This window comes from Pseudoalteromonas sp. APC 3694 (assembly GCF_030407565.1).
Lineage (GTDB): Bacteria > Pseudomonadota > Gammaproteobacteria > Enterobacterales > Alteromonadaceae > Pseudoalteromonas > Pseudoalteromonas tetraodonis.
Window position 1 is genome coordinate 26472 of the sequence record NZ_JASDDE010000025.1, and the last position, 26687, is coordinate 53158.

The 26687-nt window shown below is 41.5% G+C and carries 28 protein-coding genes and 1 pseudogene; 18 read left to right on the forward strand and 11 right to left on the reverse strand.

Annotation, left to right across the window (positions count from 1 at the left end; all coding sequences use genetic code 11):
- Window positions 1-46 precede the first annotated feature (46 nt).
- On the forward strand, window positions 47-904 hold the full coding sequence (gene tesB, locus QMA00_RS10345) for an acyl-CoA thioesterase II (RefSeq protein WP_076922858.1): 858 nt from the start codon (window positions 47-49) through the stop codon (window positions 902-904).
- Between the two features lie 55 nt (window positions 905-959).
- On the opposite strand, the gene plsB is transcribed toward tesB, so the two are convergent.
- Window positions 960-3398: a glycerol-3-phosphate 1-O-acyltransferase PlsB gene (gene plsB / locus QMA00_RS10350; RefSeq protein ID WP_076922859.1), complete on the reverse strand. Its 2439-nt coding sequence runs from the start codon at window positions 3396-3398 to the stop codon at window positions 960-962.
- Between the two features lie 427 nt (window positions 3399-3825).
- Between plsB and rpsJ the strand changes: the two genes are divergently transcribed.
- From rpsJ to rpsQ, 11 genes are read left to right on the forward strand one after another with little or no spacing between them, the layout of a single operon-like run.
- The gene (gene rpsJ, locus QMA00_RS10355; protein ID WP_002957900.1) at window positions 3826-4137 is read left to right on the forward strand and encodes a 30S ribosomal protein S10; all 312 of its coding nucleotides are present in this window, start codon (window positions 3826-3828) and stop codon (window positions 4135-4137) included.
- Between the two features lie 27 nt (window positions 4138-4164).
- A complete protein-coding gene (rplC, locus tag QMA00_RS10360; RefSeq protein WP_008108338.1) occupies window positions 4165-4800 on the forward strand; it encodes a 50S ribosomal protein L3 in 636 nt (211 codons plus the stop codon).
- Window positions 4801-4817: 17 nt separating this feature from the next.
- Window positions 4818-5423: a 50S ribosomal protein L4 gene (gene rplD / locus QMA00_RS10365; RefSeq protein ID WP_008108340.1), complete on the forward strand. Its 606-nt coding sequence runs from the start codon at window positions 4818-4820 to the stop codon at window positions 5421-5423.
- Window positions 5420-5722, forward strand: coding sequence for a 50S ribosomal protein L23 (rplW, locus tag QMA00_RS10370; RefSeq protein WP_006791359.1), 303 nt, complete (start codon window positions 5420-5422; stop codon window positions 5720-5722). Before rplD ends, rplW begins: the two co-directional genes overlap by 4 nt.
- A gap of 17 nt (window positions 5723-5739) precedes the next feature.
- Window positions 5740-6564, forward strand: coding sequence for a 50S ribosomal protein L2 (gene rplB, locus QMA00_RS10375; protein WP_007376192.1), 825 nt, complete (start codon window positions 5740-5742; stop codon window positions 6562-6564).
- 15 nt (window positions 6565-6579) lie between these two features.
- Window positions 6580-6858: a 30S ribosomal protein S19 gene (gene rpsS, locus QMA00_RS10380; protein WP_004588689.1), complete on the forward strand. Its 279-nt coding sequence runs from the start codon at window positions 6580-6582 to the stop codon at window positions 6856-6858.
- Window positions 6859-6871: 13 nt separating this feature from the next.
- A complete protein-coding gene (gene rplV, locus QMA00_RS10385; protein ID WP_004588690.1) occupies window positions 6872-7204 on the forward strand; it encodes a 50S ribosomal protein L22 in 333 nt (110 codons plus the stop codon).
- Window positions 7205-7216: 12 nt separating this feature from the next.
- Entirely contained in the window at window positions 7217-7918 is a 702-nt protein-coding gene (gene rpsC, locus QMA00_RS10390) for a 30S ribosomal protein S3 (protein ID WP_008108350.1), read from the forward strand.
- A gap of 12 nt (window positions 7919-7930) precedes the next feature.
- The gene (gene rplP / locus QMA00_RS10395) at window positions 7931-8344 is read left to right on the forward strand and encodes a 50S ribosomal protein L16 (protein WP_008108352.1); all 414 of its coding nucleotides are present in this window, start codon (window positions 7931-7933) and stop codon (window positions 8342-8344) included.
- Window positions 8344-8535, forward strand: a complete 192-nt coding sequence (gene rpmC / locus QMA00_RS10400) for a 50S ribosomal protein L29 (protein WP_008108355.1) — start codon at window positions 8344-8346, stop codon at window positions 8533-8535. The genes rplP and rpmC overlap by 1 nt, the downstream gene beginning before the upstream one ends.
- Window positions 8535-8792, forward strand: a complete 258-nt coding sequence (rpsQ, locus tag QMA00_RS10405) for a 30S ribosomal protein S17 (protein WP_008108356.1) — start codon at window positions 8535-8537, stop codon at window positions 8790-8792. Before rpmC ends, rpsQ begins: the two co-directional genes overlap by 1 nt.
- Window positions 8793-9044: 252 nt before the next feature.
- Here the strand turns inward: rpsQ and QMA00_RS10410 are convergent.
- A pseudogene (locus QMA00_RS10410) lies at window positions 9045-10659 on the reverse strand (endonuclease).
- Window positions 10660-10957: 298 nt separating this feature from the next.
- On the opposite strand from QMA00_RS10410, the gene QMA00_RS10415 reads away from it, so the two are divergent.
- The 4 genes from QMA00_RS10415 to QMA00_RS10430 all read left to right on the forward strand — a co-directional run bounded on the left by QMA00_RS10415 (window position 10958) and on the right by QMA00_RS10430 (window position 15982).
- Window positions 10958-12772 (forward strand): assimilatory sulfite reductase (NADPH) flavoprotein subunit, encoded by a 1815-nt coding sequence (locus QMA00_RS10415; RefSeq protein WP_076922860.1) that lies wholly within the window; start codon window positions 10958-10960, stop codon window positions 12770-12772.
- 62 nt (window positions 12773-12834) lie between these two features.
- The gene (gene cysI, locus QMA00_RS10420) at window positions 12835-14532 is read left to right on the forward strand and encodes an assimilatory sulfite reductase (NADPH) hemoprotein subunit (RefSeq protein WP_028835920.1); all 1698 of its coding nucleotides are present in this window, start codon (window positions 12835-12837) and stop codon (window positions 14530-14532) included.
- 42 nt (window positions 14533-14574) lie between these two features.
- On the forward strand, window positions 14575-15315 hold the full coding sequence (locus tag QMA00_RS10425) for a phosphoadenylyl-sulfate reductase (RefSeq protein WP_290157109.1): 741 nt from the start codon (window positions 14575-14577) through the stop codon (window positions 15313-15315).
- Between the two features lie 136 nt (window positions 15316-15451).
- Window positions 15452-15982, forward strand: coding sequence for a DUF4124 domain-containing protein (locus QMA00_RS10430; protein ID WP_076922862.1), 531 nt, complete (start codon window positions 15452-15454; stop codon window positions 15980-15982).
- 10 nt (window positions 15983-15992) lie between these two features.
- Here QMA00_RS10430 and QMA00_RS10435 read toward each other — a convergent pair whose 3' ends face one another.
- The 4 genes from QMA00_RS10435 to QMA00_RS10450 all read right to left on the reverse strand — a co-directional run bounded on the left by QMA00_RS10435 (window position 15993) and on the right by QMA00_RS10450 (window position 20242).
- Complete coding sequence (locus tag QMA00_RS10435; protein WP_076922863.1) at window positions 15993-16229, reverse strand: hypothetical protein; 237 nt, start codon at window positions 16227-16229, stop codon at window positions 15993-15995.
- A gap of 159 nt (window positions 16230-16388) precedes the next feature.
- On the reverse strand, window positions 16389-19133 hold the full coding sequence (gene acnA, locus QMA00_RS10440; protein ID WP_033102717.1) for an aconitate hydratase AcnA: 2745 nt from the start codon (window positions 19131-19133) through the stop codon (window positions 16389-16391).
- A gap of 200 nt (window positions 19134-19333) precedes the next feature.
- Window positions 19334-19762: a hypothetical protein gene (locus tag QMA00_RS10445; RefSeq protein WP_076922864.1), complete on the reverse strand. Its 429-nt coding sequence runs from the start codon at window positions 19760-19762 to the stop codon at window positions 19334-19336.
- A gap of 96 nt (window positions 19763-19858) precedes the next feature.
- The gene (locus QMA00_RS10450; protein ID WP_013463789.1) at window positions 19859-20242 is read right to left on the reverse strand and encodes an RNA-binding S4 domain-containing protein; all 384 of its coding nucleotides are present in this window, start codon (window positions 20240-20242) and stop codon (window positions 19859-19861) included.
- 243 nt (window positions 20243-20485) lie between these two features.
- Here QMA00_RS10450 and QMA00_RS10455 point away from each other — a divergent pair, with 243 nt between their 5' ends.
- Complete coding sequence (locus QMA00_RS10455; RefSeq protein WP_013463790.1) at window positions 20486-20764, forward strand: hypothetical protein; 279 nt, start codon at window positions 20486-20488, stop codon at window positions 20762-20764.
- Between the two features lie 54 nt (window positions 20765-20818).
- The gene (locus QMA00_RS10460) at window positions 20819-21484 is read left to right on the forward strand and encodes a hypothetical protein (protein WP_013463791.1); all 666 of its coding nucleotides are present in this window, start codon (window positions 20819-20821) and stop codon (window positions 21482-21484) included.
- A 1-nt stretch (window position 21485) separates the two neighbouring features.
- On the opposite strand, the gene QMA00_RS10465 is transcribed toward QMA00_RS10460, so the two are convergent.
- From QMA00_RS10465 to glnA, 5 genes are all read right to left on the reverse strand, one after another.
- The gene (locus QMA00_RS10465) at window positions 21486-21944 is read right to left on the reverse strand and encodes a cyclic nucleotide-binding domain-containing protein (protein ID WP_013463792.1); all 459 of its coding nucleotides are present in this window, start codon (window positions 21942-21944) and stop codon (window positions 21486-21488) included.
- A 31-nt stretch (window positions 21945-21975) separates the two neighbouring features.
- A complete protein-coding gene (ntrC, locus tag QMA00_RS10470) occupies window positions 21976-23361 on the reverse strand; it encodes a nitrogen regulation protein NR(I) (RefSeq protein WP_010391999.1) in 1386 nt (461 codons plus the stop codon).
- 15 nt (window positions 23362-23376) lie between these two features.
- Complete coding sequence (gene glnL / locus QMA00_RS10475; protein WP_076922866.1) at window positions 23377-24447, reverse strand: nitrogen regulation protein NR(II); 1071 nt, start codon at window positions 24445-24447, stop codon at window positions 23377-23379.
- 80 nt (window positions 24448-24527) lie between these two features.
- Window positions 24528-25049, reverse strand: coding sequence for a DUF4124 domain-containing protein (locus QMA00_RS10480; RefSeq protein ID WP_076922867.1), 522 nt, complete (start codon window positions 25047-25049; stop codon window positions 24528-24530).
- A gap of 114 nt (window positions 25050-25163) precedes the next feature.
- Window positions 25164-26570 carry a glutamate--ammonia ligase gene (gene glnA, locus QMA00_RS10485; protein WP_290157115.1) on the reverse strand — a complete coding sequence of 469 codons (1407 nt, stop codon included), beginning with the start codon at window positions 26568-26570 and terminating at the stop codon, window positions 25164-25166.
- Window positions 26571-26687 lie beyond the last annotated feature (117 nt).

The following is a 26687-nucleotide window of genomic DNA, read 5'->3' on the forward strand; positions in this document are numbered from 1 at the left end:
CTATTGTATAGTATCATTTATAAATTAGGGGATTGAGGAAGAAATAATGAGCCAAGTATTAGATGATTTATTATCGTTGTTGTCACTTGAAGAAATTGAACAAGGTTTATATCGAGGACAAAGCCAAGATTTAGGTTTTAGAGCGGTGTTTGGCGGTCAAGTTATGGGGCAAGCGCTTTCAGCAGCTAAAGAAACACTGCCTGCGGGGCGTATTGTTCATTCCTTACATTCTTATTTTTTACGTCCAGGCGACGCTGCAAAGCCGATAGTGTATGACGTTGAAACGATTCGCGATGGTAAAAGTTTTAGTACGCGTCGTGTTAGCGCGATTCAGTACGGTAAGCCTATTTTTTACATGACGGCGTCGTTTCAAGGTGAAGAGCAAGGGTTATCGCATCAAGCGACCATGCCTGATGTTCCAGCTCCTGAAGAGCTACGTTCTTCATTAGAGTTTTATCAAGAAAATGCACAGCATATTCCTGAAGCAATCCGTAATAAGTTTATTCGTGAAATGCCGATTGAAATGCGCCCGGTGAACTTTCATAACCCCTTTAAACCTGAAGCCATTGAACCAGTAAAACATATTTGGTTTAAAGCCAATGGCGATATGCCGGACGATCAACGTATTCATAATTACTTATTGGCGTATGCGTCTGACTTTGAGTTTTTACCAACCGCGCTGCAGCCACATGGTGTGTCGTTTATGCAGCCGAATATGCAAGTAGCGACCATAGATCATGCTATGTGGTTTCATCGTCCATTTAGAATGGATGATTGGATGTTATATACCATTGATAGCCCAAGCGCGAGTTCGGGACGAGGGCTGGTACGTGGGCAGTTTTTTGACCGCCAAGGAAATTTAGTTGCCTCGACGATTCAAGAAGGGGTAATGCGCCAGCGCTAACTCTTTAAAATCCACTATATTGAGTTAATTCAATACAGTGGATAATAAGAGTATGTTACTGACATTGAGCGTGAACAATGTCAGTAATTGATTGCCAAATACGTGCTGGCAACAGTGTTTGCAGTTGCTTGTAGGTCTCGCACAGCTCTTGGCTTCCTTGTAAGCCTGTATCAGATTCACTAATAAGCTTTTGTTCGCGAAGATTGGAAATAAAACTACTAAGTACCTTCTTATCAAAAAACTCCGGCGTTTTAATACCATGTAACGTACCCAAACGCTGTGCCAACACATAGCTTTCACGTTCCAGTTCTGCTTTTGCAATACCTTGGCTGGTTTGAATAAAGCCAATCACAATCGCATAACGTTGCAGAGTAAAGCTTAATGCACGACCGAGCATTTCGAGTTTGGCAAAGCTATCGTTATTTTGAGTCACTTTAATGTTATCACCATCAAGCTCAATTAAGCCTTGATCGCTAAAGTTAGTTAAAATACGAGTAACGTAGCTCTCATCTAACTCTTGCAAGTACCACTCTTTAGCAAACAATGGATAAAAAGATTTTACCAATTGATGGCAGCGAGTAACGGTACTTTGATGCTGCTTAAATAAATGCAGCGCCACTAAACTAGGCACCGCAAAAATATGTAAAATGTTATTACGGTAATAGTTGAATAAGGTTTTTTCTTTATCGTTTATCGCAATTATTTCGCCAAACTCATCACTGATCACATCAAACTTATTAAGCTTTAAGGCATGTTCAAGTAGCTGCTCTGGTGTTTCATCTGGTGCGGTTATTTTACTGCTATAGCTGGCTTCACGTTGCAATCGTAAGTAAAACTCAAGCTGAGCTAACAGCTTTGGCTTACTCAATGCCTGCTTATCGTTTACCAGCAGTATCATCGCCAGTAAGTTAACTGAGTTAAGTGCGGCGGCATTGTTAATTTTAACCATAACCTGATCAGCAAGATTAGCCACCTGCGGCCCTAACCATTGTGGTTTTTGCACATCGGTTGCATGAATTGATTCACGCCAGTCAGGCTGGTTATCATTTAAATACTGATTGATAGAAATAGGGTCGCCAAAGTTTAAATAACCACGACCATAGTTTTTTAAATTTTTAATCGCTTTAAAAATACCTAATATCGACTCGCCTTTTTTATCGTTCCCAGCCAGCTCTTTTAAATAGGTATTGATTTCCATGACGTGCTCGTAACCAATATATACCGGCACAATAGATATAGGTCTGTCTATACCGCGTAACATGGCTTGCATTGTCATTGCGAGCATGCCGGTTTTAGGGGGTAGTAAACGTCCTGTTCTGCTGCGGCCACCTTCGGTATAAAACTTAACCGAATAACCTTTTATAAATAACTGGCTCAAGTACTCTTTAAATACCGCTGAATAGAGTTTGTTACCAGCAAATGAGCGACGAATAAAAAATGCACCACTGCGGCGGAATATGCCACCTGCAGGGAAAAAGTTGAGGTTGATCCCAGCTGCAATATGCGGTGGTACAAGGCCTTGATGATAAATAGAGTAGGTTAGCAGTAAGTAATCCATATGACTTCGATGACAAGGCATGTAGATTATTTCATGGCCTTTATTGGTTAGGTCATGAATTTGCTCGGTGTACTTTATATCAATGCCATTATAAAGCTTATTCCAAAGCCACGTTAATATACGATCCGCAACGCGGATGGTGGCATCACTATAATTAGCGGCAATTTCATCCAGCAACTTCAAGGCGTTTTGTCGCGCTTGGGCTTGGCTGATGTTTTTTTCAGTGGCCTCGGTTTGAATTGCTTTTTTTATTGTTGGTGATGCCAGTAGTGAGCTAAATAACTGATCACGAGATGGTATTTTAGGCCCTGTAGCAGCAAGCTTTTGACGCTTAAAGTGAACTCGAGCTACACGCAACAGCTTATGAGGCAATTCATTAACGTCGGCTTTTTCATTAACCAATAAAGATAGGTCGAGTGGCTGGCTAAATCGAATAAAGTTATCTCTTCCTGAAAAAAGTACCACAAAGATTTTTCTAAACCAGCTGGGCGTAAGTGAGTGCGAAAGTAAAGTGCTTAATCCTGGCTTTTCTTTACCCGGCGCTCTGCCCCATAAAATAGTCACAGGCACAACCTGGACATTTTTTTGGCCACTATTTAATAAATGCTCAACAATGTGTTTGCCTTGCGCTAATGCATTAGTAGGTTTTTCTTTATCACCAAATAGCGGGGGAGGGTTTTTAATGCCGATAAATCGATCTAACGCCTCGTCACCTAATACTTGCTGCTCTGTTGGGTCTGGTAAACCATTTCGTTTACAAACACGTGCCAGTGCCGCTAAATCAAAGCGTGAGTTTAAACGCACTATATAAAATGTCGGGTTTTTAGGGTTTAACTCAAATTGCTCTAAAGGTTTTTCAGGCAGTACTTTGCTTTTAACAAACAAGCGGCTAATACCACCAGAGATAAGATTTAAACCATAATTTAAAATACGCATTGACTCACCATAAGAGAGTAGTTACCCAAACCAATATGGGTATATAACAGCAAAATTAGCGCATAGGATAACATAATATCTAAAAAATCCCCTGCAGATTAATCGACAAGCTATGACATTATAAAGACATCATCACCTCTATTGCGTTCACTATTAATAAACTTAGCTATTTTTTAAACGACAATAACAAAGTAATAATGTCTAAATAGTTGTTGCATTTATCACCAGTATCATTATAATACGCAGGCTTTCAAAATTCCCTCGGGAACAAGAAAGAATAAATTAAGCTTGGATTTCAAGCTAATAAACAGGAGTTCCGATTTGGAACTCAACGTAGATATAATCAAACAACCGGCATCTTAATTATTAAGATTGTTTCGGTCGTTTTTTTATGCTCTTTAAATGCTCTTTATATTGAGGTTTAAGAATGTCAAATCAACGCATTCGTATTCGCCTAAAAGCTTTTGACCACCGTTTGATTGACCAATCAACGGCGGAAATCGTGGAAACTGCGAAACGCACTGGCGCACAAGTACGTGGTCCAATTCCACTACCTACACGCTTTGAACGTTTTACTGTACTTACATCACCGCACGTTAACAAAGACGCGCGTGATCAGTACGAGATCCGCACCCATAAACGTCTGATCGACATCGTAGAACCAACTGACAAGACTGTAGACGCACTTATGCGTTTAGACCTTGCTGCTGGTGTTGATGTTCAAATCAGCCTGGGTTAATCGGAAGATTAGAGAGGTTTTAGGAAAATGGCATTAGGTCTAGTCGGTCGTAAAGTGGGTATGACACGTATCTTCACTGAAGATGGTGTATCTATCCCTGTGACAGTTATTGAAGCGACTCCTAACCGCATTGCTCAGATCAAATCTGACGCAACAGACGGTTATAACGCGCTTCAAGTAACCGCAGGCACTAAAAAAGCAAGCCGTGTAAACAAAGCAACAGCGGGTCACTTCGCTAAAGCTGGTGTTGAAGCGGGTCGCGGTCTGTGGGAATTCCGCCTAAATGGTGGTGAAGGCGATTTTGAAGTAGGCGCTGAGCTTACTGTTGAATTATTCAACGAAATCAACAAAGTTGACGTAACCGGTACTTCTAAAGGTAAAGGTTTCCAAGGTGGTGTTAAACGCTGGAATTTCAGCATGCAAGACGCTACACATGGTAACTCTCTATCTCACCGTGCTCCTGGTTCAATCGGTCAAAACCAATCACCTGGTAAGGTGTTTAAAGGTAAGAAAATGGCCGGTCAAATGGGTAATGAGCAAGTAACAACTCAGAACCTTGAACTAGTTCGCGTTGACGCTGAGCGTAACCTGCTTTTAGTTAAAGGTGCAGTACCTGGCGCTATCGGCGGTGACGTTATCGTTAAACCAGCTGTTAAAGCATAAGTCCTGGAGATTTAGTGATGGAATTAGCAATTAAAGACGCTTCTGGCGCTCTTGAAGTTTCTGAAGCTACTTTTGGACGTGAGTTTAACGAAGCATTAGTACACCAAGTAGTTGTTGCATACGCAGCAGGTGCTCGTCAAGGTACTCGTGCTCAGAAGACACGTTCTGAAGTAAGCGGTGGTGGTAAAAAACCATGGGCTCAAAAAGGTACTGGCCGTGCACGTGCTGGTACAATCCGTAGTCCAATTTGGCGTTCAGGTGGCGTTAGCTTCGCAGCTAAACCACAAGACCACAGCCAAAAAGTAAACCGTAAAATGTACCGCGGTGCGATCAAAAGCATCTTATCTGAATTAGTTCGTCAAGAGCGTTTAATCGTTGTTGAAAGTTTTGGTCTTGAAGCACCAAAAACTAAAGAACTAGTTGCTAAGCTTAAAGAACTTGAGCTTAAAGATGTTCTTATCGTGACTGAAGAAGTAGATGAAAATCTTTTCTTATCGGCACGTAACCTGTACAAGGTTGACACACGTGATGTAGCTGGTATCGATCCTGTAAGCTTAATTGCTTTCGATAAGGTACTAATTACAGCTGCTGCTGTTAAGCAACTTGAGGAGGCGCTAGCATGATCCGTGAAGAACGTCTTTTAAAAGTGATCCTTGCTCCACACATCTCTGAAAAAAGCACAATTGCTGCTGAAGAAAACAACACAATTGTTTTCAAAGTAGTAAATGATGCAACTAAAGCTGAAATTAAAGCGGCAGTTGAGAAGCTTTTTGAAGTAGAAGTAACTGGTGTTCGCACACTTAACGTTAAGGGTAAAACAAAACGTACTGGCATGCGTTTCGGTCGTCGTAGCGACTGGAAGAAAGCTTACGTTACTCTTAAAGAAGGTAGCGAGCTGGACTTTGTCGGCGGCGCCGAGTAATAAGGGGAGTTAGAATTATGGCACTTCAAAAGTGTAAGCCAACTTCTGCGGGTCGTCGTCACCTAGTTAAAGTGGTTAACCCAGATTTACATAAGGGTAAACCTTACGCACCACTATTAGAGAAAAACTCTAAATCAGGTGGTCGTAATAACAATGGTCGTATTACGGTTCGTCATATCGGTGGTGGTCATAAGCAGCATTACCGTTTAATCGATTTTAAACGTACTAAAGATGGCATTCCAGCCACTGTTGAGCGTTTAGAATATGATCCAAATCGTAGCGCAAACATCGCTCTTGTATTATATGCAGACGGTGAGCGTCGTTACATTATCGCACCTAAAGGCTTAAAAGCTGGCGATGCAATCCAGTCTGGTGTTGATGCACCAATCAAACCTGGTAATGCATTACCAATGCGTAATATGCCTGTAGGTTCGACTGTTCACAACGTAGAATTAAAACCAGGTAAAGGTGCTCAAATCGCACGTTCTGCTGGTGCATACGTTCAAATCCTTGCTCGTGATGGTCAATATGTAACATTACGTCTTCGTTCAGGCGAAGTTCGTAAAGTTGAATCTGATTGTCGTGCTACGCTAGGTGAAGTAGGCAATGCTGAGCATATGCTTCGTTCACTTGGTAAAGCAGGTGCAAATCGCTGGCGTGGTATTCGTCCGACAGTTCGTGGTGTTGCCATGAACCCGGTTGATCACCCACACGGTGGTGGTGAAGGTCGTACATCTGGTGGTCGTCATCCTGTGTCTCCATGGGGTAAACCGACTAAAGGTGCTAAGACGCGTAAGAACAAGCGTACGGATAAATTTATAGTACGTCGTCGTACTAAGTAATATTGAGGAATAGCCATGCCACGCTCTCTCAAGAAGGGTCCTTTTATAGACCTACACTTGCTGAAGAAGGTAGAGAAAGCTTTGGAAAGCGGTGAAAAGAAGCCAATTAAAACTTGGAGCCGTCGTTCAATGATCATACCTAACATGATCGGATTGACCATTGCTGTCCATAATGGTCGCCAGCATGTACCAGTTTTCGTTTCTGACGAAATGATCGGTCACAAACTAGGTGAATTTGCACCAACTCGCACTTACCGTGGCCATGCTGCGGATAAGAAAGCGAAGAAACGTTAAGAGGGGAAGATAAATGCAAGCATTAGCTAAACATAAATTCGCCTCTGGTTCGGCGCAAAAAGCACGTCTAGTTGCAGATCAGATCCGCGGGTTACCTGTCGATCGCGCACTAGAAATCCTGGCGTACAGCCCGAAAAAAGCGGCTGTATTAGTTAAGAAAGTACTTGAGTCTGCTATTGCTAACGCAGAGCATAACGAAGGTGCTGACATTGATGAGCTACGTGTAACAACGATCTTTGTGGACGATGGTCCAACAATGAAACGTATTATGCCACGTGCTAAAGGACGCGCAGACCGCATCCTTAAGCGTACAAGCCACATCACTGTTGTGGTTTCAGATAGCTAGGAGATATAAGTAATGGGACAAAAAGTTCATCCTACTGGTATTCGCCTAGGTATATCTAAACCTTGGGTTTCTACCTGGTACGCGAATTCAAAAGATTTCTCTGCACAGCTTTTTGGCGATCACAAAGTACGTACATTCCTTACTAAGGAATTGAAAGCGGCTTCTGTGTCTAAAATCGTTATTGAGCGTCCAGCAAAATCTATCCGAGTAACTATTCACACGGCTCGTCCGGGTGTTGTTATCGGTAAAAAAGGCGAAGACGTAGAAAAATTACGTCAAGCGGTAACTAAAATCGCTGGTGTACCTGCTCAGATTAATATTTCTGAAGTACGTAAACCAGAACTAGATGCACAACTAGTAGCAGACGGCATTGCCTCTCAGCTAGAGCGTCGTGTTATGTTCCGTCGCGCTATGAAGCGTTCGGTACAAAATGCAATGCGCATCGGTTCTAAAGGGATTAAAGTTGAAGTTAGCGGTCGTCTTGGCGGCGCAGAAATCGCACGTTCAGAATGGTATCGTGAAGGTCGTGTACCTCTACATACTCTTCGTGCTGATATCGACTACGCAACTTCTGAAGCCTTAACCACTTACGGTATCATTGGTGTTAAAGTTTGGATTTTCAAAGGCGAAGTTATTGGTGGTTTACCACTAGTACAAGAGCAAGAGAAGCCAGCTAAACGCGCACCAAAGAAAGCCAAAAAAAGTGCTAAGTAGAGGTAGCGAGTAATGTTACAGCCAAAACGTACAAAATTCCGTAAAATGCATAAAGGCCGCAACCGTGGTCTAGCGCAAAACGGTAACAAAGTAAGCTTCGGTACTTTCGGTTTGAAAGCTACTGGTCGTGGCCGCATGACTGCTCGTCAAATCGAAGCAGCTCGTCGTGCTATGACACGTCACGTGAAACGTCAAGGTAAAATCTGGATCCGTGTCTTCCCTGACAAGCCGATCACAGAAAAGCCTCTTGAAGTTCGTATGGGTAAAGGTAAAGGTTCTGTTGAATATTGGGTTGCTGAAATTCAGCCTGGTAAAGTACTTTACGAAATGGAAGGTGTTTCAGAAGAGCTTGCTCGTGAAGCGTTTAACCTTGCTGCTCGTAAACTGCCATTCAAAACAACTTTCGTAACTCGGACGGTAATGTGATGAAAGCAAACGAACTAAAAGATAAAAGCGTAGAAGAGCTTAATGCTGAACTTCTAGGTCTTCTTCGTGAGCAGTTTAACCTGCGCATGCAAGCAAGCACTGGTCAGCTAGCTCAGACACACACGCTAAGAACAGTACGTCGCGATATCGCGCGTGTAAAAACAATTATTAACCAGAAGGCAGGTCAATAATGAGCGATAAAATTCGTACTCTTCAAGGCCGTGTAATCAGCGACAAGATGGAAAAATCTTTCACTGTTGCTATCGCACGTTACGTGAAGCACCCAATCTATGGGAAATTCATCAAACGTACGACTAAGTTACACGTACATGACGAAAATAACACTGCAAAAGCGGGTGACACTGTCACTATCCGTGAATGCGCTCCAATCTCTAAGAACAAATCTTGGACTTTGGTAGATGTTGTTGAACGTCCAAAACAAGCTTAATTTTTAATTAAGTCTGTTTTATGAAAAGCCCCGGCATTAGCTGGGGCTTTTTACGTTTAGAGCAGTTTTTAGCGGTAAGCTTTCAGCCTTTAGCTGGCAGAAGTAAATTATAGCGCCGTAGTTTGGGTTGAGTGTTACGAACCTAAGTGCAATAAAATATTATTATAAAATAGGCGTAAGAAAAGCCTTTGCAAGTGCAAAGGCATATGCTTTTCTGCGAAGCCCGAAGCCCGAAGCCTGAAGCCCGAAGCCCTACCAAATCATCTCTACAAATTCAGGGTGGTCGATATACGGGTTACGATTTGCCTGAAATTCAAACGCTGCTTGGTTGCGATCTAATTCCATTTGGCTAACAGGGTCGTTGTTATGCCACTTTAACAGCATGGCCACAACCCAGCTTTCAAATACTTGGGTACTGGTGCCATTAAGCACGTCATTACTTGCTGCGGTGTTATTTTGCCAAGCACCAATGACGTTTTGATAGCGGGTTGCCATGTAAAAATAAGCACGAGCAAAGTCACCTTTAAATTCATCAATAGGTTCAAACACGGTACCGTTGTAATTAATCGCATTACTTGCAGAGCCTAATTGACTGCCGTTGGTTGAGGTAAACGAAGCGCTTGCTACTTCACCGAACGGGAAGTTGCTTCGTTTTGAATTTACATAGCCGTCAGTGGCGTAAATATGATGAACATCAGAGTTCATCGGTTCAACTTTTCCACCAAACCAACTTTTAGGGAACGAATGCTCTCGGTTGTAGCAATCTGTCTCACCACTGTAGGTGCCACATTGATCGCTAACGGCTGTGTATGTGTAGCTATCAGAGCCATTAGGCTTCTCGCTGTACATATCTAAAATACTGTTATCATTTTCAAAGTATTTATCGCGTGCTGATGCGTCGTAAAAATTCCAAATAGCAGAATACCCTTGAGCATTATGATTATTAATAATGTTATAAAGCTCAGTTTTTAGCGTGTAACCAGACAAGCCTTGGGTTGTCACATAGTAGCCGGTTGGCGTCGGTGTTGGCTGAGTAGCACCTAATGAGAAAGCGGTAGCCTCGGTTGTTTGAAAACTAGCTCCACTGGCGAGCAATGTGCTTTCATTATTCAAGGCGTAGCTACCACTGCCATATGAACAGCAAATACCATCGCCATAGCTGTCATTAATAGTAAATGTATACTCACCATCGACTACGCATAATTGTTCGGTGTATTGAGTATTTGCGGCATAATCACTGCCGCTTGCAACTATACCGACTTGGTTGTGTGTTATTTGCCAGCTGGTTTCTTCGCCGTAGTTATCTGTAGTTAGGTTAAAAGTAAGGCTATTATCTGCGCAGCTTGGAGAACCGCCGCCGCTATCATTATTAGGTAAGAAGTTATCAACATAAACTAACTCACTACCATCAAAGCCGCTTGTATCGTAAAAGCGTAAACCGACATCAATCGTTTTACTACTATCAGCGGTATAGCTGTAAGTTATGGTTTGCCACTGGTTTGTTAAAGCAGGGTTTGAGTAGCCTTGATAACCATCTATGAACAAACGGGCCTTAAGATGACCTTCGGTATGAAACACATCCACTGAAAATTCATAAGTTTCACCCATTTCCACCGCGACTTGCTGTAAAAAATTCAGTGTTACTTTGTGTGCCAGTATTTACGCTAATCGCTGCTGCTTGTAAGCCTGTACTCACGACTGCGCTGTTGGCAGATACGTTAATACCGCTATCAATCACCGTCCATGCTTGTGGAGTGTTGCCTGTCCATTGTTCAAAGTTGCCATTAACCACATTAGCCATCGCAGGCAAAGAGCTCAATAACAACGCGCTCAAAAGTAATTTGTTTTTATATATGCCGTGTAATATAGGTGTTCCTATTTTATAGTTTTAAGCAATATACATTAGATCATAAAGGTTACAAAATTGTTAAATTAGAATTTCATAAAAGGCAATAAAAACCCTTTAGGTTAATTTCACTGGTTTTTAACTAGATTAATAACTAAATGGAATATCAAAGCAGATTCTATTCTTTTTTTATCTATGCTTAGACGGCTATCCTGCATACTCAATTAACCTCAACAGAACCTTCTGAATGAGGTGGCACTCATTTTAAACAATGTGAACAAGCATTGTGTTTAACGTTCAGGGTTATGAGGAAAAATTCATGTTGTTAGGTCAACTCAATGCGCTAGCAAGTCCGCTTTCGCAAGAGCAAGTACAAAAGCTACAAGGTTTAGTGGCTGAGCTTAATCCAATTCAGCAAGCGTGGGTTAGCGGCTATTTGGCTGCTAATGCTAATTCAGCAGCGCTAGGTGCGCCAATTGCAGGTACACCAGCAACCTCTGAGGCAGCAGTACTTACTATTTTGTATGGTTCACAAACAGGTAACGCTAAAGCGGTGGCGACTAAGCTTAAAGAGCAAGCTGAATCTCGTGGGTTAGCTGCAAAGCTGGTTAGCATGTCAGATTACAAGCCAACCGCATTGAAAAAAGAAAAGTTTTTAACCGTTGTTGTATCAACTTATGGTGAAGGTGAGCCACCTGAAGATGCTGAAACACTGTACGAATTTTTAATTACCAAAAAAGCGCCAAAGCTTGATGGCGTTAAAGTCGCGGTATTAGGTTTAGGTGATTCTAGCTATGAATTTTTCTGTCAAACCGCTAAAGACTTTGAAGAGCGTTTAACTAAACTCGGTGCAGAGGTTATTTATCAACGTGCCGACCTAGACGTTGATTACGATGATGAAGCCGCCACTTGGATTGAGGGCGCGTTAAATGCGTTTGAACCAGACTTAAAAGCCCAGCAAGATGCCACAGGCGGCCAAGTTGTATCAATGCCATTTGGCACGCCCACGACAGCGGCTAGCCAATACACTAAGCAAAACCCGTTTGCGGCAGAGCTAAGCTTAGTGCAAAAAATTACCGGTCGTGACTCAACCAAAGATGTACGCCATGTTGAAATTTCACTTGAAGGCTCTGACATTACCTATACGCCGGGTGACTCGTTAGGCATTTACTTTTTAAATGATGAAGCCCGTGTAGATGAGCTACTAGCGCAAACGCAAATTGATCCAACTAGCCGCGTTAAACTTGGCGATGAAGAACTTAGCGTGCGTGATGCCTTAATTGAAAAACTAGAGCTGACACAATCGTACCCTGGTTTTGTCGAAAAATATGCCACGGCTACAGGCACGCCTGAGCTGCTTAAACTAGTAGAAGATAAAGCCGCAATGCGCGAATATATTGAGCCTCGCCAAATTTTTGATGTGGTTGCACAAAACCCAGCTAAATTAGAGGCGCAAACACTGGTTGATTGCCTACGTAAACTGCAAGCGCGCTTATATTCAATTGCTTCTAGCCAAAGCGAGGTTGAGGACGAAGTGCATTTAACTATTGCATTGGTTGAGTTTGAAGCGTTTGGCACAGAGCATTTAGGTGGCTGTTCAGGCTATTTAGCACGCCGTGCGCAAGAAGGCTGTAAAGTAAAAGTATTTAGTGAACATAACGACAACTTCCGCTTACCAGTAAATGATGACACACCGATCATCATGGTAGGGCCAGGTACAGGTATTGCACCGTTCCGTGCTTTTTTACAAGAACGTGATGCGCGAGAGGCTACGGGTAAAAACTGGCTGTTTTTTGGTAACCCACACTTTACCCAAGATTTTTTATACCAAGTAGAAATTCAAGGTTACTTAAAATCAGGCTTGTTAAGTAAAGTCGATGTGGCGTTTAGCCGTGATCAAGCAGAAAAAGTTTACGTGCAAGATAAGTTACGTAAAAACTCAAAAGAAGTGTTTGACTGGTTAGAAGCGGGTGCTCATTTTTATGTGTGTGGCGATGCAAACCGCATGGCCAAAGATGTACACAATGCCTTAATTGATATCATCACAGAAAATACCGACAAAAGTAATGAAGAAGCCGATCAATACTTAAAAGATTTGCGTAGCGCAAATCGCTATCAGAAAGACGTGTACTAAGTGCACGTTGTTTATTTTATTAAAAGCTAACAGCCGTCACTGTAACAAATTTAGGATTTAAAATGAGCGAACAAGATAAAACCGTAAAGCTTTCTGATAACGAACGTTTAAAAAGAGAAAGTAACTTTTTACGCGGCACTATAGCGCAAGATTTAAAAGATGAAATTACCGGTGGTTTTACTGCCGATAATTTCCAGTTAATTCGTTTTCATGGCATGTACCAGCAAGATGACCGCGATATTCGTCCTGAGCGTGCTAAACAAAAGCTAGAACCACTACATAATGTCATGCTGCGTGCGCGTATGCCTGGCGGCATTATTAAGCCCGAGCAATGGTTAGCAATTGATAAGTTTGCTGGGGAGAAAACCAGCTATGGCAGTATTCGTTTAACTACGCGCCAAACATTTCAGTTTCATGGTGTATTAAAACCTGAAATTAAAGGTATGCACCAATTACTTAATAGCGTGGGTATTGATTCTATTGCAACTGCCGGTGACGTGAACCGAAATGTACTTTGTACCACTAACCCTGTTGAGTCTGAGTTACACCAGGAGGCGTATGAGTGGGCGGCAAAGATTTCTGAACACTTATTACCTAAAACCAAAGCGTATGCAGAGATTTGGCTCAATGGTGAAAAATCTGAAACCACAGAAGAGCCTATTTTAGGTTCAACGTATTTACCGCGCAAGTTTAAAACCACAGTGACGATACCACCTAATAATGAGGTGGACGTACATGCTAACGACTTAAACTTTGTGGCGATTGCTGATAACGGTAAATTAGTTGGTTTTAACGTGCTAGTAGGGGGTGGCCTTGCCATGACTCATGGTGATACTGCAACGTATCCACGAAAAGCCGATGATTTTGGTTTTATTGCCCTTGAAGATACCTTAAAAATTGCGGAGCACGTAGTGTCTGTGCAACGTGATTGGGGCAACCGCTCAAATCGCAAAAACGCAAAAACTAAATACACACTTGACCGTGTTGGGTCTGATGTATTTAAAGCAGAAGTTGAAAAACGTGCAGGCGTGAGCTTTGCGCCAAGCCGCCCTTATGAGTTTACTCATCGAGGGGATCGTATTGGTTGGGTTGAAGGCATTGACGGTAAACATCACTTAACGCTCTTTATTCAAAGTGGTCGTATTTTAGATTACCCCAATAAGCCACTGAAAACAGGGTGTCGTAAGATTGCAGAAATTCATCAAGGTGATTTTCGCATGACCGCCAATCAAAACTTAATTATTGCCGGTGTACCTGCAGATCAAAAAGCAATCATTGAAAAAATAGCGCGTGAACACGGTTTGATTGATGACAAAGACACTGAGCAACGTAAAAACTCAATGGCGTGTGTATCACTGCCGACTTGTCCTTTAGCGATGGCCGAAGCCGAGCGTTACTTACCGAGTTTAATTGAAAAAATAGAAGGCTTATTGGCCAAGCATGGAGTACCTAATGACAGCATTATTATGCGTGTGGTTGGTTGCCCTAACGGCTGTGGTCGTGCCATGCTAGCTGAAGCTGGATTAGTAGGTAAAGGCCCAGGTAAGTACAACGTTTACCTTGGCGGGAATACGGAGGGTACGCGTATCCCTAAGCTTTATCTTGAAAATGTGGGCGAAGAAGTTTACCTAGAGGCATTTGATAAGCTGATTGGGCAATGGGTTAGTGAGCGCAATGAAGGCGAATGCTTTGGTGATTTTGTTATTCGCAAGGGTATTGTTGCAGAAGTAAAAGTATCTGTTACCGATTTTTACGCATAATTTAAAAGCAGCGCACCGCGCTGGTGAGGTTTAAAATTGACCATGAGTGAATTTAAAAACATATTACAGCTAGATAAGCAAAGCCAACAGGCTATGTTAGCTGATGCGAATGGTTTGCTGGCTAACATGAATGCTGAGCAGCGCGTTGCATGGGCACTTGAAAATTTGCCTGACACTGCGTTTTTATCATCGAGCTTTGGTATTCAGGCTGCAGTTATGTTGCATTTAATGACATCACAGCGCCCCGATATACCTGTTGTATTAACAGACACGGGTTATCTATTTCCAGAAACCTATCAGTTTATAGAGCAAATGACTTCGCAGTTATCACTTAACCTAAAAGTGTATAAAGCGCAGCTGAGCCCTGCATGGCAAGAGGCTAAATTTGGAAAACTATGGGAGCTTGGTGAAGAAGGTATTAAGCAATACAACCAGCTCAATAAAGTAGAGCCAATGACGCGTGCTTTAAAAGAGCTTAACGCGAGCACTTGGTTTAGTGGCTTGCGTCGAGATCAATCGTCGAGCCGTGCTGAAAAACAAGTACTAGAAATAAGCCGGGGTACAGTAAAAGTGTACCCTATTATTGAGTGGAATAATCGTGATGTGTACCAATACCTCACTAAACATGATCTGCCATACCACCCATTATGGGAGCAAGGTTATGTGTCTATGGGTGATGTACACACTACGCGTAAATTAGAGCCAGGAATGAGCGAAGAAGAAACCCGCTTTTTTGGGCTGAACCGTGAGTGTGGCTTGCATATTGATGGTGATGGAATTTAATTACCTTATTATTCAAAGCTATAAATTTAAAAACGCAGCTAAAGCTGCGTTTTTATTTTGTGGAAAATAATTGCCTGACTGCTGTTTTTTTATTATATTAATGATAATAAAGGATTAAATTTACAGCAGGAACGCTATGAAATACTTTACTTACTTAGCAATATCAGTAATGGTCATTGCTCTTATCTCTTTGTTTTATCTTAAAAAGCCAAATGGGCAACCTTGGCTCACCAGCTCATTGATTAAAAATGAATCTTTTTCTATTAAAGATAAAGTGGTAGCGCTTTCATCTGATACATTCGAACAGCTCACACTTGAGCTTAAAAAAGTAGGAGATAAAATCACATCGTCACCGTTAGCATCTGACTCTCAAAGTAAAATTTATAAGTGGCAAGATGAGCAAGGGCAGTGGCATTTCTCCGATGTGCCAAATAAAAATGGCAAAAGTATTGAAGTGCATCTTGATCCCGCAGATATTAATGTTGTGGTAGCCGAAGATACGGCTATATTAAGTGGCAGTGCTAAATCTGCGGCACAACCTTTTCCTCAGCGAGCGCCTGAAATATACAACAGTGAGTCAATTAATAAGTTGTTTGAAGATGCTGAAAAAGCCAAAAAGAGAATTGAGCAACGCAGTAAAGAAGTCGAAAGTTTCAGCGGCTTTTAGCCCTAGGGGGTTACTGCGATTTCAAGTAGCGCTTTTCTGCTTCCATTAATAATATGGTTAAATAAATTTTAGTTGGCAGTGATAAAAACACACCAATTGCAATGCACGCTGCTGCAGTAATAATGCCTTTAATACCGTACTCGCTGGTAAAGTAGCTCGATACAATTAATACATGGCCTGTCACAATCAGGCATAACCCAAGCAAAATAGATGTTTTAAGTAGTCTTATCATTACTATTGAAGACATGGCGACCTCTGCGCAGCGTGTCTTCTTAGTGTATGGTATCTTGATAGAGCAACATTGATTTAGCGCAAGGGTGTATCAATATTTACTTCTATAGCGAATGTAAAAAAGCCCAGCTCATTGCTGAGCTGGGCTTTTAAGCTACTACTGTTTAATGGCTAGTTAGTCGAGCATATTGCGTAATACGTACTGTAAAATCCCGCCATGTTTGTAGTAATCCCACTCTTTAGGGGTATCAATACGCACATCGGCACTAAAACTAACTTGTTTACCTTCACTGTTAGTGGCAATGACACTGACTTCGTCGGTTTTGTCGTATAAACCTTGAATATCAAATTGTTCTTGCCCCGTTAAGCCCAATGATTCATGGCTTTCACCCTCTTTAAATTGTAAAGGTAATACGCCCATACCAATCAGGTTCGAGCGGTGAATACGCTCATAGCTTTGTGCTATCACAGCTTTAATACCGAGTAGTAATGAGCCTTTTGCAGCCCAATCTCGTGAGGAGCCGGTACCATATTCTTTACCTGCTAGAACCACTAACGGTGTTCCACTCTCTTGATATGCCATTGCCGCATCATAAATACTCTCTAGCTTATCGTCAGGTTGAGTGCGAGTGACACCGCCCTCAGTACCGGGGGCGAGTAAGTTTTTAAGGCGCACATTAGCAAATGTACCACGCATCATCACTTCGTGATTACCACGGCGAGAACCATAAGAATTAAACTGTGCTTTTTCTACCCCATTTTCTTGCAGGTAAAGTCCTGCGGGTGCCTCCGCTTTAATCGCACCTGCTGGTGAAATATGATCGGTAGTCACTGAATCGCCTAGTTTAGCTAGACAGCGCGCACCTTCTATTTTTGGGATCCCCGGTGGTTCAACACTCATACCATCAAAGAATGGCGCTTTTTTGATATAAGTCGAGGCAGCATCCCAATCGTAAAGCTTACCATCAGGTATTTGAATTTTTTGCCAGCGACTGTCACCATCGTAAACATTGGCGTAGCTTTTTTCGAACATTTCTTTAGTTACCGTATTTTTTACAAGCTCACTCACTTCTTTAACGCTTGGCCAAATATTTTTAAGGTATATATCGTTACCATGCTTATCTTGCGCAAGTGGTTCGTTGTATACATCAATATCGGTTCTACCTGCTATAGCATAAGCTACTACAAGTGGTGGCGACGCGAGGAAGTTCATTTTAACGTCTTGGTGAATACGCCCTTCAAAGTTACGGTTACCCGACAAAATAGAACTTACAATTAGTTTATGTTTTTGAATAGCTTCTGAAATTTCATCCGCTAATGGGCCTGAGTTACCGATACAGGTGGTACAGCCATAACCAACTAAGTTAAAACCAAGCGCATCTAGATCATCCATTAACCCTGCTTTTTCAAGGTAATCGGTAACCACCTGCGAACCTGGTGCTAAAGACGTTTTAACCCAAGGTTTTACATTAATACCTAATTGACGTGCTTTTTGAGCCACTAATCCTGCCGCTAAAATTACGCTTGGATTAGAGGTATTAGTACAGCTTGTGATTGCAGCAATGACGCAGGCGCCATCGTTTAATTCAAACTCTTGGCCATTAAAGTTAACTTTTGCTGCGCCCATAAACTGCGCTTCATCAGTGGGTTCGTCAGGATTGGTAGTAGGGCCTTCACTTTCAATACGCGCTTGCTCTTCATCGCTTTTATCTCGACGTGCCATACGTTCGTCTTGGAAGTCTTTTAAGTGTTGACCAATAACATCACCGGCTTTATCCAGTGTGATTCTGTCTTGTGGACGTTTCGGGCCAGCAAGACTTGGTACTACATCATCTAAAGTTAGTTCTAGCTTATCGGTATAATGTGCTTCATCGCCATCATTACGCCATAAACCTTGATGTTTTGCGTAATCTTCAATCAGTTTAAGCTGCTTTTCATCGCGATTAGTTAAGCGTAAGTAATTAATCGTTTCATCATCAATAGGGAAAATACCACAGGTTGCGCCATATTCCGGTGCCATGTTGGCAATAGTCGCTCTGTCGGCCAGTGGTAAGTCGGCAAGCCCGTCACCATAAAACTCAACAAACTTACCTACCACACCGTGGTTACGCAGCATTTCAGTAACAGTAAGTACTAAATCGGTTGCTGTAGTGCCCTCAGGTAAGCGGCCATTTAATTTAACGCCAACGACCTGAGGAATAAGTAGGCTAATAGGTTGGCCAAGCATGGCGGCTTCGGCTTCAATACCGCCTACACCCCAACCGAGTACGCCTAGGCCGTTGATCATGGTTGTGTGAGAATCAGTACCAACCAGTGTATCTGGATAGGCTAACGATTTACCGTTTTTTGTATCATTGAACACTACACGTGCTAAGTATTCTAAATTTACTTGATGGACAATACCTGTGGCTGGTGGCACCACTTTTAAATTATCAAATGCGGTTTGACCCCAACGTAAAAACTCGTAGCGCTCTTTATTACGTTCATATTCTAGTTTTGAATTTAAGTCGAATGAGCCATCTTTACCGTAACCATCCACTTGTACTGAGTGATCTATCACCAGTTCAGCCGGAGAAAGCGGATTTATTTTTGCAGGATCGCCACCAAGCTTTTCCATCGCATCACGCATGGCGGCTAAGTCAACAATAGCAGGGACACCGGTAAAATCTTGCATTACTACGCGGGCAGGGGTGAAGGCTACTTCGGCCGAGGGCTTAGCCTTTGGATCCCAATCTAGTAGTGCCTGAATATCTTGCTCTTTAATATTCACACCATCTTCATTACGCAATAAATTTTCTAGTAATATTTTTAACGAAAAAGGCAGGCGTTTGGCTTTATCGCCAAGTCCCATGAGCGAGTTAATATGGTATTGCTCGCCATTGATAGTAAGCTGTTGTTGGGTGTCGAAACTATTTTTCATTATTTGTCCCTTCAATAAATTAGATTGATATTCTTGAAAAAGTGACCTCTGTAGTAGTTTGCAAACTGTGTACCATGATAAAAAAATACCATGCAGTGTAATTTTTTTGACTGTTATATAAATAGAGATGAAGGCCAAAAGTTAAAATTCAAGGGATGCTCTGAGTAATAATTGGCCACAAAACTAAAGTCAAAAAAGTGTTATTTAAAGTAGTCCTGTTGTTTTAAGTGGAAACTTAAATACACCAATGCAATCGCAATTAAGGTCACTGCAATAGGCATAAAAATAGCGCTAACGCCAAACAAGCGGATGCTATTAATAATCATAAAATTATAGTATTGCTGAGCTAAAACCGCTGCCAAAGAGATTATTAATGTTAATGTGGCTAGTGACTTTTTGAATAATAAAAGTACGCACCCTAATGCGCCGCCAAATACTGCAATAGCAAACGCTAAAGTAGCCCATAGAGGTTGGCTGTTATAAGCAAGTTGTTGTTCTTGTGGGAGTTTACTTACCATTTCGGGTGTTAATAATAGCTGCATGATAAATGCAAAAACACCTAATATATTCCATAATAGGGCGGTGATGAGTACGGGTTTTATCCAGCGGTTTGCAGTGTTTTCTGACATGTAAGCATCGATTTTTTATTATTGATATTCTATTAAAGAATAAAAAAGCCAGTGATGCAAACTGGCTTTTAATAACACATATGACGTAAGCGAATGTTAGCCAAACGAAATAGGACGACGACCCGTTTTTTCATCCACTTTAGGTTTTTTAGTACGTTTGCGCTTATTTTTAGCTGGCTCTGTTGTTGCTACGGGCGCGGCTTTTTCTGCTGTAACTGTTTCATCAATAACAGGACGCTCTGCAGGAGTGGCATCTTCACTTAGCGTCAGTTGGAACAACTCACCATCAAATGTAAGAACATCGCCACTGTATAATTTTTTCCGTTTAATTGTACAAATTTCATGGTTAACACCTACATAGCCACCGCTAATTAGATTTTTTGCTTGGCCACCACCTTCAACTAGATCTAATACTTTTAATAATTTACAAAGCTCTATAGGCTCTTCTTCTAATTCAATTTCTATATATTCTTCGTTCATCATGTTTCTCTGTGGGGGTGGCATTAGCTGTAGTATAAAGGCTAGCTGGTTATTTTGCACCAAAGTGCGTTTGTTAGATGCGATGATTGTGCATTTTTATGAAACTTTTTACCTCTTTCATTTGTCTTTAAAAAAACTGAAGTAATTCAAGACTACACTTCGCGTGAAAAAAATTACACATTGGCGCGCTTGTTGCCAATATCTGTCGTAAAAAGAGATTGAATATAAACAGTGGAGTAAAACATGGGCATAAGATTAGCGATGAAAAAAGAGCTAATGGGCTTAGATAATTCAGATATGTTAACTGCTGATGATGTTAGAAAGCATTTGGCTCAGCAGGTACAAGAAGACACTGAACGTGGTTTTTCAGTTATCTCCAAGTTTAATGACACCCATAGTCAGTTAGTCAGCGGGCTTAAAACCAAACAAAGCGAGCTGGTATTTGAACGACATCGTTTATTTAATGAAGTACTTTATAATCGCCAGAGTGTTGATGCATGGTTAAATAACCAAATAAATTAAATTGCCATTTTAAATCACCCTTATAGACTACACTTGTAATCTATTGGGGTGATAATGAAAAATGGAATTTTAATATGTGTATTGGTGTTTTTATTAGCTGCGTGCCAGCGACCTACTGTTTATGTTTTTATTGAAAACTTGCAAGGTGAACAGCGCAACCAGCTAGATGCTGCACTAAATGCACAAACTCTCCCCTATGAATATGTAGAACTAGCAATCCCATCAGATTTTGGTGAGGCCACATTACTACTCTCAAGCGATAAAATTTACCCCAAAGAGACGGAGCAACTTGCAGCTATAATGCAAGAGTTAGGGTACGCGCCACAAGTTAATTATACAAGTCGTTCAAATCATTTTTATGGTGATGGCAATATAGGCTTTTATTTAAAAAATGCTGATGCCAATAGAAATTTTGTTATGCCTAAACAGCTGAGAACAACTCATTGCAGCGAAGATAAATACAATGATTTAGCAGTCAAATTTGCAAATGAAGCTGTTGAGTTTACATTACCAAGTGGCGCAATCGTGAGGCTAAACTGGGAATATTTATATGGTTATGTTGTTGTTTATTTTAAAGACTATTCGCAAACATACAGTCATTCGCAGCCGCTTGTAAATACCCCCTTTGGCGCCAAGCCGTCAGATACCTACACATATACCGCAAGCGTTAACACCCCAGGTTGGCTTGATTGCTCACTACAAATTGTTTATATGGACTGATTTAACCGTGGGTTTCTATATGTTCGCTTAGTTTAGCTATGCGCAGGCTCATTCCTTCAATAATACGGTCTTTAATTTTTTCGCGTATAACATTAGGTAGGCGGGTAAGGGCATCGGCAGTAATAGCCAGTACGATGGCATTTTCTTTGGCGCGTGCATTAATGCTGCGCTCTCGGTTATTAATAAACGCGCCTTCACCAATAAATTCACCAGGCTCTATACTACCCAGTTCCAGTAGGTGACTATGCTTAAACACCATCAAAGAGCCACTGAGGACAATAAAAAGTCGCTTGTCATTATCAAACTCTTTAAATAAAAACTGATTTTTACTTACTAAGTATAATAATCCAAACGACTCTAAAAGAATTTGACGTTCATTAAGCGTGAACTCTTTAAAGAATTCTAAGCGATTTATAATTTCCATTTGCTTAAACAAAGGGATGTTTTCAATTAACTTCATCAATAACCTAGGGCGCTAGCCTTATAAAATATCAGCTAATATTGCGCTCTTTTAATTTACGGGTCAACGTATTGCGACCCCAACCAATTTTTACCGCGGCTTCTTGCTTATGGCCTGAACAATTAGCGAGTGCTGTTTTTATTAAGCGGGTTTCCAGCTGGGCTTGAATATCCGGCCAAATATTTTCTTTACCTTGTTTAAACTCTTGATTAAGCCATTGCTGAAATGAATCTAGCCAATCGCCTTCTTGAGTTGCGGCGGCATTATCAATAATTTCAGGGGGTAAATCTTGCTCACCAATCAGCTCCCCAGGTGCCATTACGGTTAACCATCGACAGGTGTTTTCAAGCTGGCGAACATTTCCTGGCCAATTAAATAAACACAGTTGTTTAATCGCTTTAGGGCTAAGTACTTTACTATCTACTTGCAGGTCTTTTGCACTTTTATGTAAAAAGTGTAGTGCTAAGCGTTCTATGTCTTCGGGACGCTCGCGTAGAGCCGGCAAGCGTAAGCGAACCACGTTTAAACGATGAAATAAGTCATCTCTAAACTTACCTTGTTTTACCAGCTCTTCTAAATTTTGGTGAGTGGCAGCAATGATGCGCACATCCACTTTTATACTTTGATGGCCGCCAACGCGGTAAAACTCGCCATCGGCTAATACGCGTAACAAGCGGGTTTGTACATCAAGTGGCATATCACCTATTTCATCCAAAAATAAGGTACCACCATTGGCTTGTTCAAAGCGCCCTTTACGCACGCTATCGGCCCCCGTAAAAGCGCCTTTTTCATGGCCAAATAATTCAGACTCAACTAACTCTTTAGGAATAGCGGCCATATTAAGAGCAATAAATTGGTTTTCTTTGCGCGGGCTGTGATTGTGCAAGGCGCTGGCAACCAACTCTTTACCGGTACCTGATTCACCATTGATGAGTACGCTCATACTGGATGCTGACAGCTTACCTATAGCACGAAACACTTCCTGCATAGCAGGGGCTTCGCCAATAATATGAGCGCTTTTGGGTGGCGCGCTTTTTCGTTTGGTTTTTTTGGTCGAATTAGCACGATAGGCGCTTTCCACTAGCGCAACGGCTTCATTTAAATCAAACGGTTTAGCTAAGTACTCAAACGCACCTTTTTGAAAAGCATTTACCGCTGAGTCTAAATCAGAGTGTGCAGTCATAATAATAACGGGTAGGCCAGGGGTTTGCTCAGCTATTAGCTCAAGTAACGCCATCCCGTCCATCCCCGGCATTCTTACATCTGAAATTAACACACTGGGTTGACTAAATTTTAGCGCGTTAAGTACGTTTTGTGCATCTGCAAAGCTCTCTACTTCAAACCCTGCGCGAGTCAGTGCTTTTTCTAGTACAAAGCGAATTGAGGCATCATCATCTACAAGCCAAGCTGTTTTCATGAAAACTCCAAAGTATTAATCTGTAAATGGCAGATAAATATTAAATTCAGTATGTCCTGGCCAACTATCGCATTCGATATAGCCATCATGTTGATCAATCAAGGTTTGCGCTATAGATAATCCAAGTCCCGAGCCACCTTCTTTATTAGTGGTCATAGGGTAAAATAAGGTGTCGCGTAAATTAGCATCAATACCTGGGCCGTTATCCATTACTTGAATAAGCAATGCCTTTTTAGGGGCTTTTCCCGGACGACGATGCTGATAATTAATCCGTGTTTTTATTTTTATTTCGCCACCATCTACCAATGCCTGTTGTGCATTACGCACAATGTTTAGCACCACTTGTTGAACCTTGCTCTGATCAATATAAACATCAGGAATACTCGGGTCGTAGTCTTTAACTAACCGAATATTGCGGTTGTTATCTAACGTACTGAGTTTAACAACCGACTCTAATGTTTGATGTATATTGCCATACGATTTTTGCGGTAGTTGGTTAGGCCCAAGGAGTTTATCAACTAATTCACGCAACCGATCGGCTTGTTCAATTATCAGTTCTGCACATTGATCTCTTTCTTGTTGATCACCCTCATACTGCAATAATTGCGCCGCCCCGCGAATTCCACCCAGCGGGTTTTTAATTTCATGGGCTAAACCGCGAATTAAGTTACGTGCAGCTTGGTATTGATGCATTTGATTTGAGACTTGGTCGTGCTTTATTTCGTCATCGGTTTGTCGACATTCAAATAAAATATAATAGGTGTCGTTATGTTTTATTCGCCGAGTACTTACCGCTAATTTTGCATGGCGAGAATCGATAAACACCACGTCAGCTCTGTGCTGGTGGCAGTCTACACCATCAACTAACGAGTACTGTGCAATGCGTTTTAAGTCGATAGAATGGTAGTTAAATAAATCGTCGAATGCTTGTCCTAGCAAACGTTTTTCGCCTAAGCCAAGTAATTCACTGGCACTGGTGTTAGCGTAAATAAGCTTAAAGCTTTCATTGAGTAACATCAGGGCGGTGGTTTGGTTTTGCCAAATTATATTCAGTAGCTCTGGGCTAAAATGTGTTTTATTAATCATCATTGCACCATTTTAGTGCGCCTGGGAAGGTAGGCAAGGTTTTTAGAAAATATACGCTAAACACGCGTACTTAATTGTAATTATCGACCTATGTTAAGGCCTTTACGGTGCATAAAAAATACACTTTCAGGACTGGTTGCAATTACCTGATTTTGTTTATTATAAAGTTTAACTTGCAGTGTGTGTTGCCCGCGCTCTACATCTCTTAACGCCAGCGTAGTGGTGTCGCTAGGTTCACCAATGGCAACGCCATTTAAAAATAAACCAATGGTAAATCCAGCTTCAAATCGAGGGGCAATACGGGTAGAGACATACACAGAGCCGGTGTTTTCTCTTATAGTTTGGTTGGGCTCTGGCGATGAAATACTAATACTAAACTTTACTGCTGTTTTAGTTGGTGAAGTATCAAGTATGTCAGTATTAGTTGCAGGCATGTTTAAGTGTTGGCTCGTGAGTTTAACCTCTTTAGCGCCAGGCTGAGGAGTATCTGAAAAAACCAGCACCCCATTTTTGTCTTTCCATGCGTAAATTTTTTTATCGCTCGCATGGCTATTAAGGCTTAACATTAAAGCTATTAATAGCAACAAAATCTTACCTACCATCCAGCTATCCTGCATTGTTTAAACTAACTTCACTTTAGTGTAGAACCGTTAAATTTACCATAAAAAAAGCCCGCAAAGCGGGCTTAAAACACACATTATTTATCGGTTAATAAATTAACAGCTGTAGTACATTTCAAACTCAACTGGGTGAGTTGTCATGTTAAGTTTTTCAACTTCTTTTGACTTAAGTGCGATGTAAGCATCGATTAAGTCATTGGTGAATACACCACCTTGGTTTAAGAATTCACGGTCTGAATCTAATGCCGCTAGTGCTTCATCTAATGAGGCTGCCACTGTTGGAATTTCTGCTGCTTCTTCAGCTGGTAAGTCGTATAAATCCTTATCCATAGCATCGCCAGGGTGAATTTTGTTTTTAATTCCGTCAAGGCCAGCCATAAGCATTGCTGAGAATGCAAGATATGGGTTAGCAGTTGGATCTGGGAAGCGTACTTCAATACGACGACCTTTTGCAGATGGAACCACTGGAATACGAATTGACGCTGAACGGTTACGTGCAGAGTATGCAAGCATGACCGGTGCTTCAAAACCCGGTACTAAACGTTTGTACGAGTTAGTTGATGCGTTAGCAAATGCGTTGATCGCTTTAGCATGTTTGATAATCCCGCCAATATAGTAAAGTGCGTCTTCAGAAAGGCCGCCGTATTTATCACCTGCGAATAAGTTTACGCCATCTTTTGCTAAAGACTGGTGACAGTGCATACCAGAACCGTTATCACCAACAACCGGCTTAGGCATAAACGTTGCCGTTTTACCGTAAAGGTGAGCCATGTTGTGGATAACATATTTCATTTCTTGGATTTCATCGGCTTTTAACACCATAGTGTTAAAGCGCGTTGCAATTTCGTTTTGACCGGCAGTCGCCACTTCGTGGTGATGCGCTTCAACAACTTGACCCATTTCTTCTAAAACTAGGCACGTTGCAGAACGCCAATCTTGGAAATCATCAACAGGTGCAACTGGGAAGTAACCGCCTTTAACACCTGGGCGATGGCCTGTGTTGCCATCTGCATATTCTTTATCTGAGTTCCAAGCTGCTTGCTTAGAATCAATTTTGTACATTGAACCTGACATGTCAGATTTGTATTTAACGTCGTCAAATACGAAAAACTCTGGTTCTGGGCCAAATAAAACGGTGTCAGCAATACCCGTAGAGCGCATGTACTCTTCAGCGCGCTTAGCAACTGAGCGAGGGTCGCGTTCGTAACCTTGTAATGTAGAAGGTTCAACCACGTCACAACGAACGATGAGCGTTGTTTCTTCTGTGAAAGGGTCAAGTTTAATTGAATCTGCATCGGGTAATAGCACCATGTCTGATTCGTTGATGCCTTTCCAGCCAGCAATTGAAGAACCGTCAAACATCTTTCCATCTTCAAAAAAGTCTTCATCAACTTGATGATGAGGAATAGAAACATGTTGCTCTTTACCTTTTGTGTCAGTAAAGCGTAAATCAATGAACTTAACGTCATTTTCTTTAATAAAATCTAAAACCGATTGTGACATGTGTCCTCCAACTATTGGGTTTTATTATTGCTGCTTAGATACGTTGAATACTTATAAGCTGATTTTGTGCCACTATTATAATTATTTGTTTTTTATGTAAAAAAATATAAATAAAAT

Bases quoted from the DNA above. Each gene is read 5' to 3' on its own strand.
- tesB (WP_076922858.1), top strand. From the start codon at position 47: ATGAGCCAAGTATTAGATGATTTATTATCGTTGTTGTCACTTGAAGAA.
- plsB (WP_076922859.1), bottom strand. From the start codon at position 3,398: ATGCGTATTTTAAATTATGGTTTAAATCTTATCTCTGGTGGTATTAGC.
- rpsJ (WP_002957900.1), top strand. From the start codon at position 3,826: ATGTCAAATCAACGCATTCGTATTCGCCTAAAAGCTTTTGACCACCGT.
- rplC (WP_008108338.1), top strand. From the start codon at position 4,165: ATGGCATTAGGTCTAGTCGGTCGTAAAGTGGGTATGACACGTATCTTC.
- rplD (WP_008108340.1), top strand. From the start codon at position 4,818: ATGGAATTAGCAATTAAAGACGCTTCTGGCGCTCTTGAAGTTTCTGAA.
- rplW (WP_006791359.1), top strand. From the start codon at position 5,420: ATGATCCGTGAAGAACGTCTTTTAAAAGTGATCCTTGCTCCACACATC.
- rplB (WP_007376192.1), top strand. From the start codon at position 5,740: ATGGCACTTCAAAAGTGTAAGCCAACTTCTGCGGGTCGTCGTCACCTA.
- rpsS (WP_004588689.1), top strand. From the start codon at position 6,580: ATGCCACGCTCTCTCAAGAAGGGTCCTTTTATAGACCTACACTTGCTG.
- rplV (WP_004588690.1), top strand. From the start codon at position 6,872: ATGCAAGCATTAGCTAAACATAAATTCGCCTCTGGTTCGGCGCAAAAA.
- rpsC (WP_008108350.1), top strand. From the start codon at position 7,217: ATGGGACAAAAAGTTCATCCTACTGGTATTCGCCTAGGTATATCTAAA.
- rplP (WP_008108352.1), top strand. From the start codon at position 7,931: ATGTTACAGCCAAAACGTACAAAATTCCGTAAAATGCATAAAGGCCGC.
- rpmC (WP_008108355.1), top strand. From the start codon at position 8,344: ATGAAAGCAAACGAACTAAAAGATAAAAGCGTAGAAGAGCTTAATGCT.
- rpsQ (WP_008108356.1), top strand. From the start codon at position 8,535: ATGAGCGATAAAATTCGTACTCTTCAAGGCCGTGTAATCAGCGACAAG.
- QMA00_RS10415 (WP_076922860.1), top strand. From the start codon at position 10,958: ATGTTGTTAGGTCAACTCAATGCGCTAGCAAGTCCGCTTTCGCAAGAG.
- cysI (WP_028835920.1), top strand. From the start codon at position 12,835: ATGAGCGAACAAGATAAAACCGTAAAGCTTTCTGATAACGAACGTTTA.
- QMA00_RS10425 (WP_290157109.1), top strand. From the start codon at position 14,575: ATGAGTGAATTTAAAAACATATTACAGCTAGATAAGCAAAGCCAACAG.
- QMA00_RS10430 (WP_076922862.1), top strand. From the start codon at position 15,452: ATGAAATACTTTACTTACTTAGCAATATCAGTAATGGTCATTGCTCTT.
- QMA00_RS10435 (WP_076922863.1), bottom strand. From the start codon at position 16,229: ATGTCTTCAATAGTAATGATAAGACTACTTAAAACATCTATTTTGCTT.
- acnA (WP_033102717.1), bottom strand. From the start codon at position 19,133: ATGAAAAATAGTTTCGACACCCAACAACAGCTTACTATCAATGGCGAG.
- QMA00_RS10445 (WP_076922864.1), bottom strand. From the start codon at position 19,762: ATGTCAGAAAACACTGCAAACCGCTGGATAAAACCCGTACTCATCACC.
- QMA00_RS10450 (WP_013463789.1), bottom strand. From the start codon at position 20,242: ATGAACGAAGAATATATAGAAATTGAATTAGAAGAAGAGCCTATAGAG.
- QMA00_RS10455 (WP_013463790.1), top strand. From the start codon at position 20,486: ATGGGCATAAGATTAGCGATGAAAAAAGAGCTAATGGGCTTAGATAAT.
- QMA00_RS10460 (WP_013463791.1), top strand. From the start codon at position 20,819: ATGAAAAATGGAATTTTAATATGTGTATTGGTGTTTTTATTAGCTGCG.
- QMA00_RS10465 (WP_013463792.1), bottom strand. From the start codon at position 21,944: ATGAAGTTAATTGAAAACATCCCTTTGTTTAAGCAAATGGAAATTATA.
- ntrC (WP_010391999.1), bottom strand. From the start codon at position 23,361: ATGAAAACAGCTTGGCTTGTAGATGATGATGCCTCAATTCGCTTTGTA.
- glnL (WP_076922866.1), bottom strand. From the start codon at position 24,447: ATGATTAATAAAACACATTTTAGCCCAGAGCTACTGAATATAATTTGG.
- QMA00_RS10480 (WP_076922867.1), bottom strand. From the start codon at position 25,049: ATGGTAGGTAAGATTTTGTTGCTATTAATAGCTTTAATGTTAAGCCTT.
- glnA (WP_290157115.1), bottom strand. From the start codon at position 26,570: ATGTCACAATCGGTTTTAGATTTTATTAAAGAAAATGACGTTAAGTTC.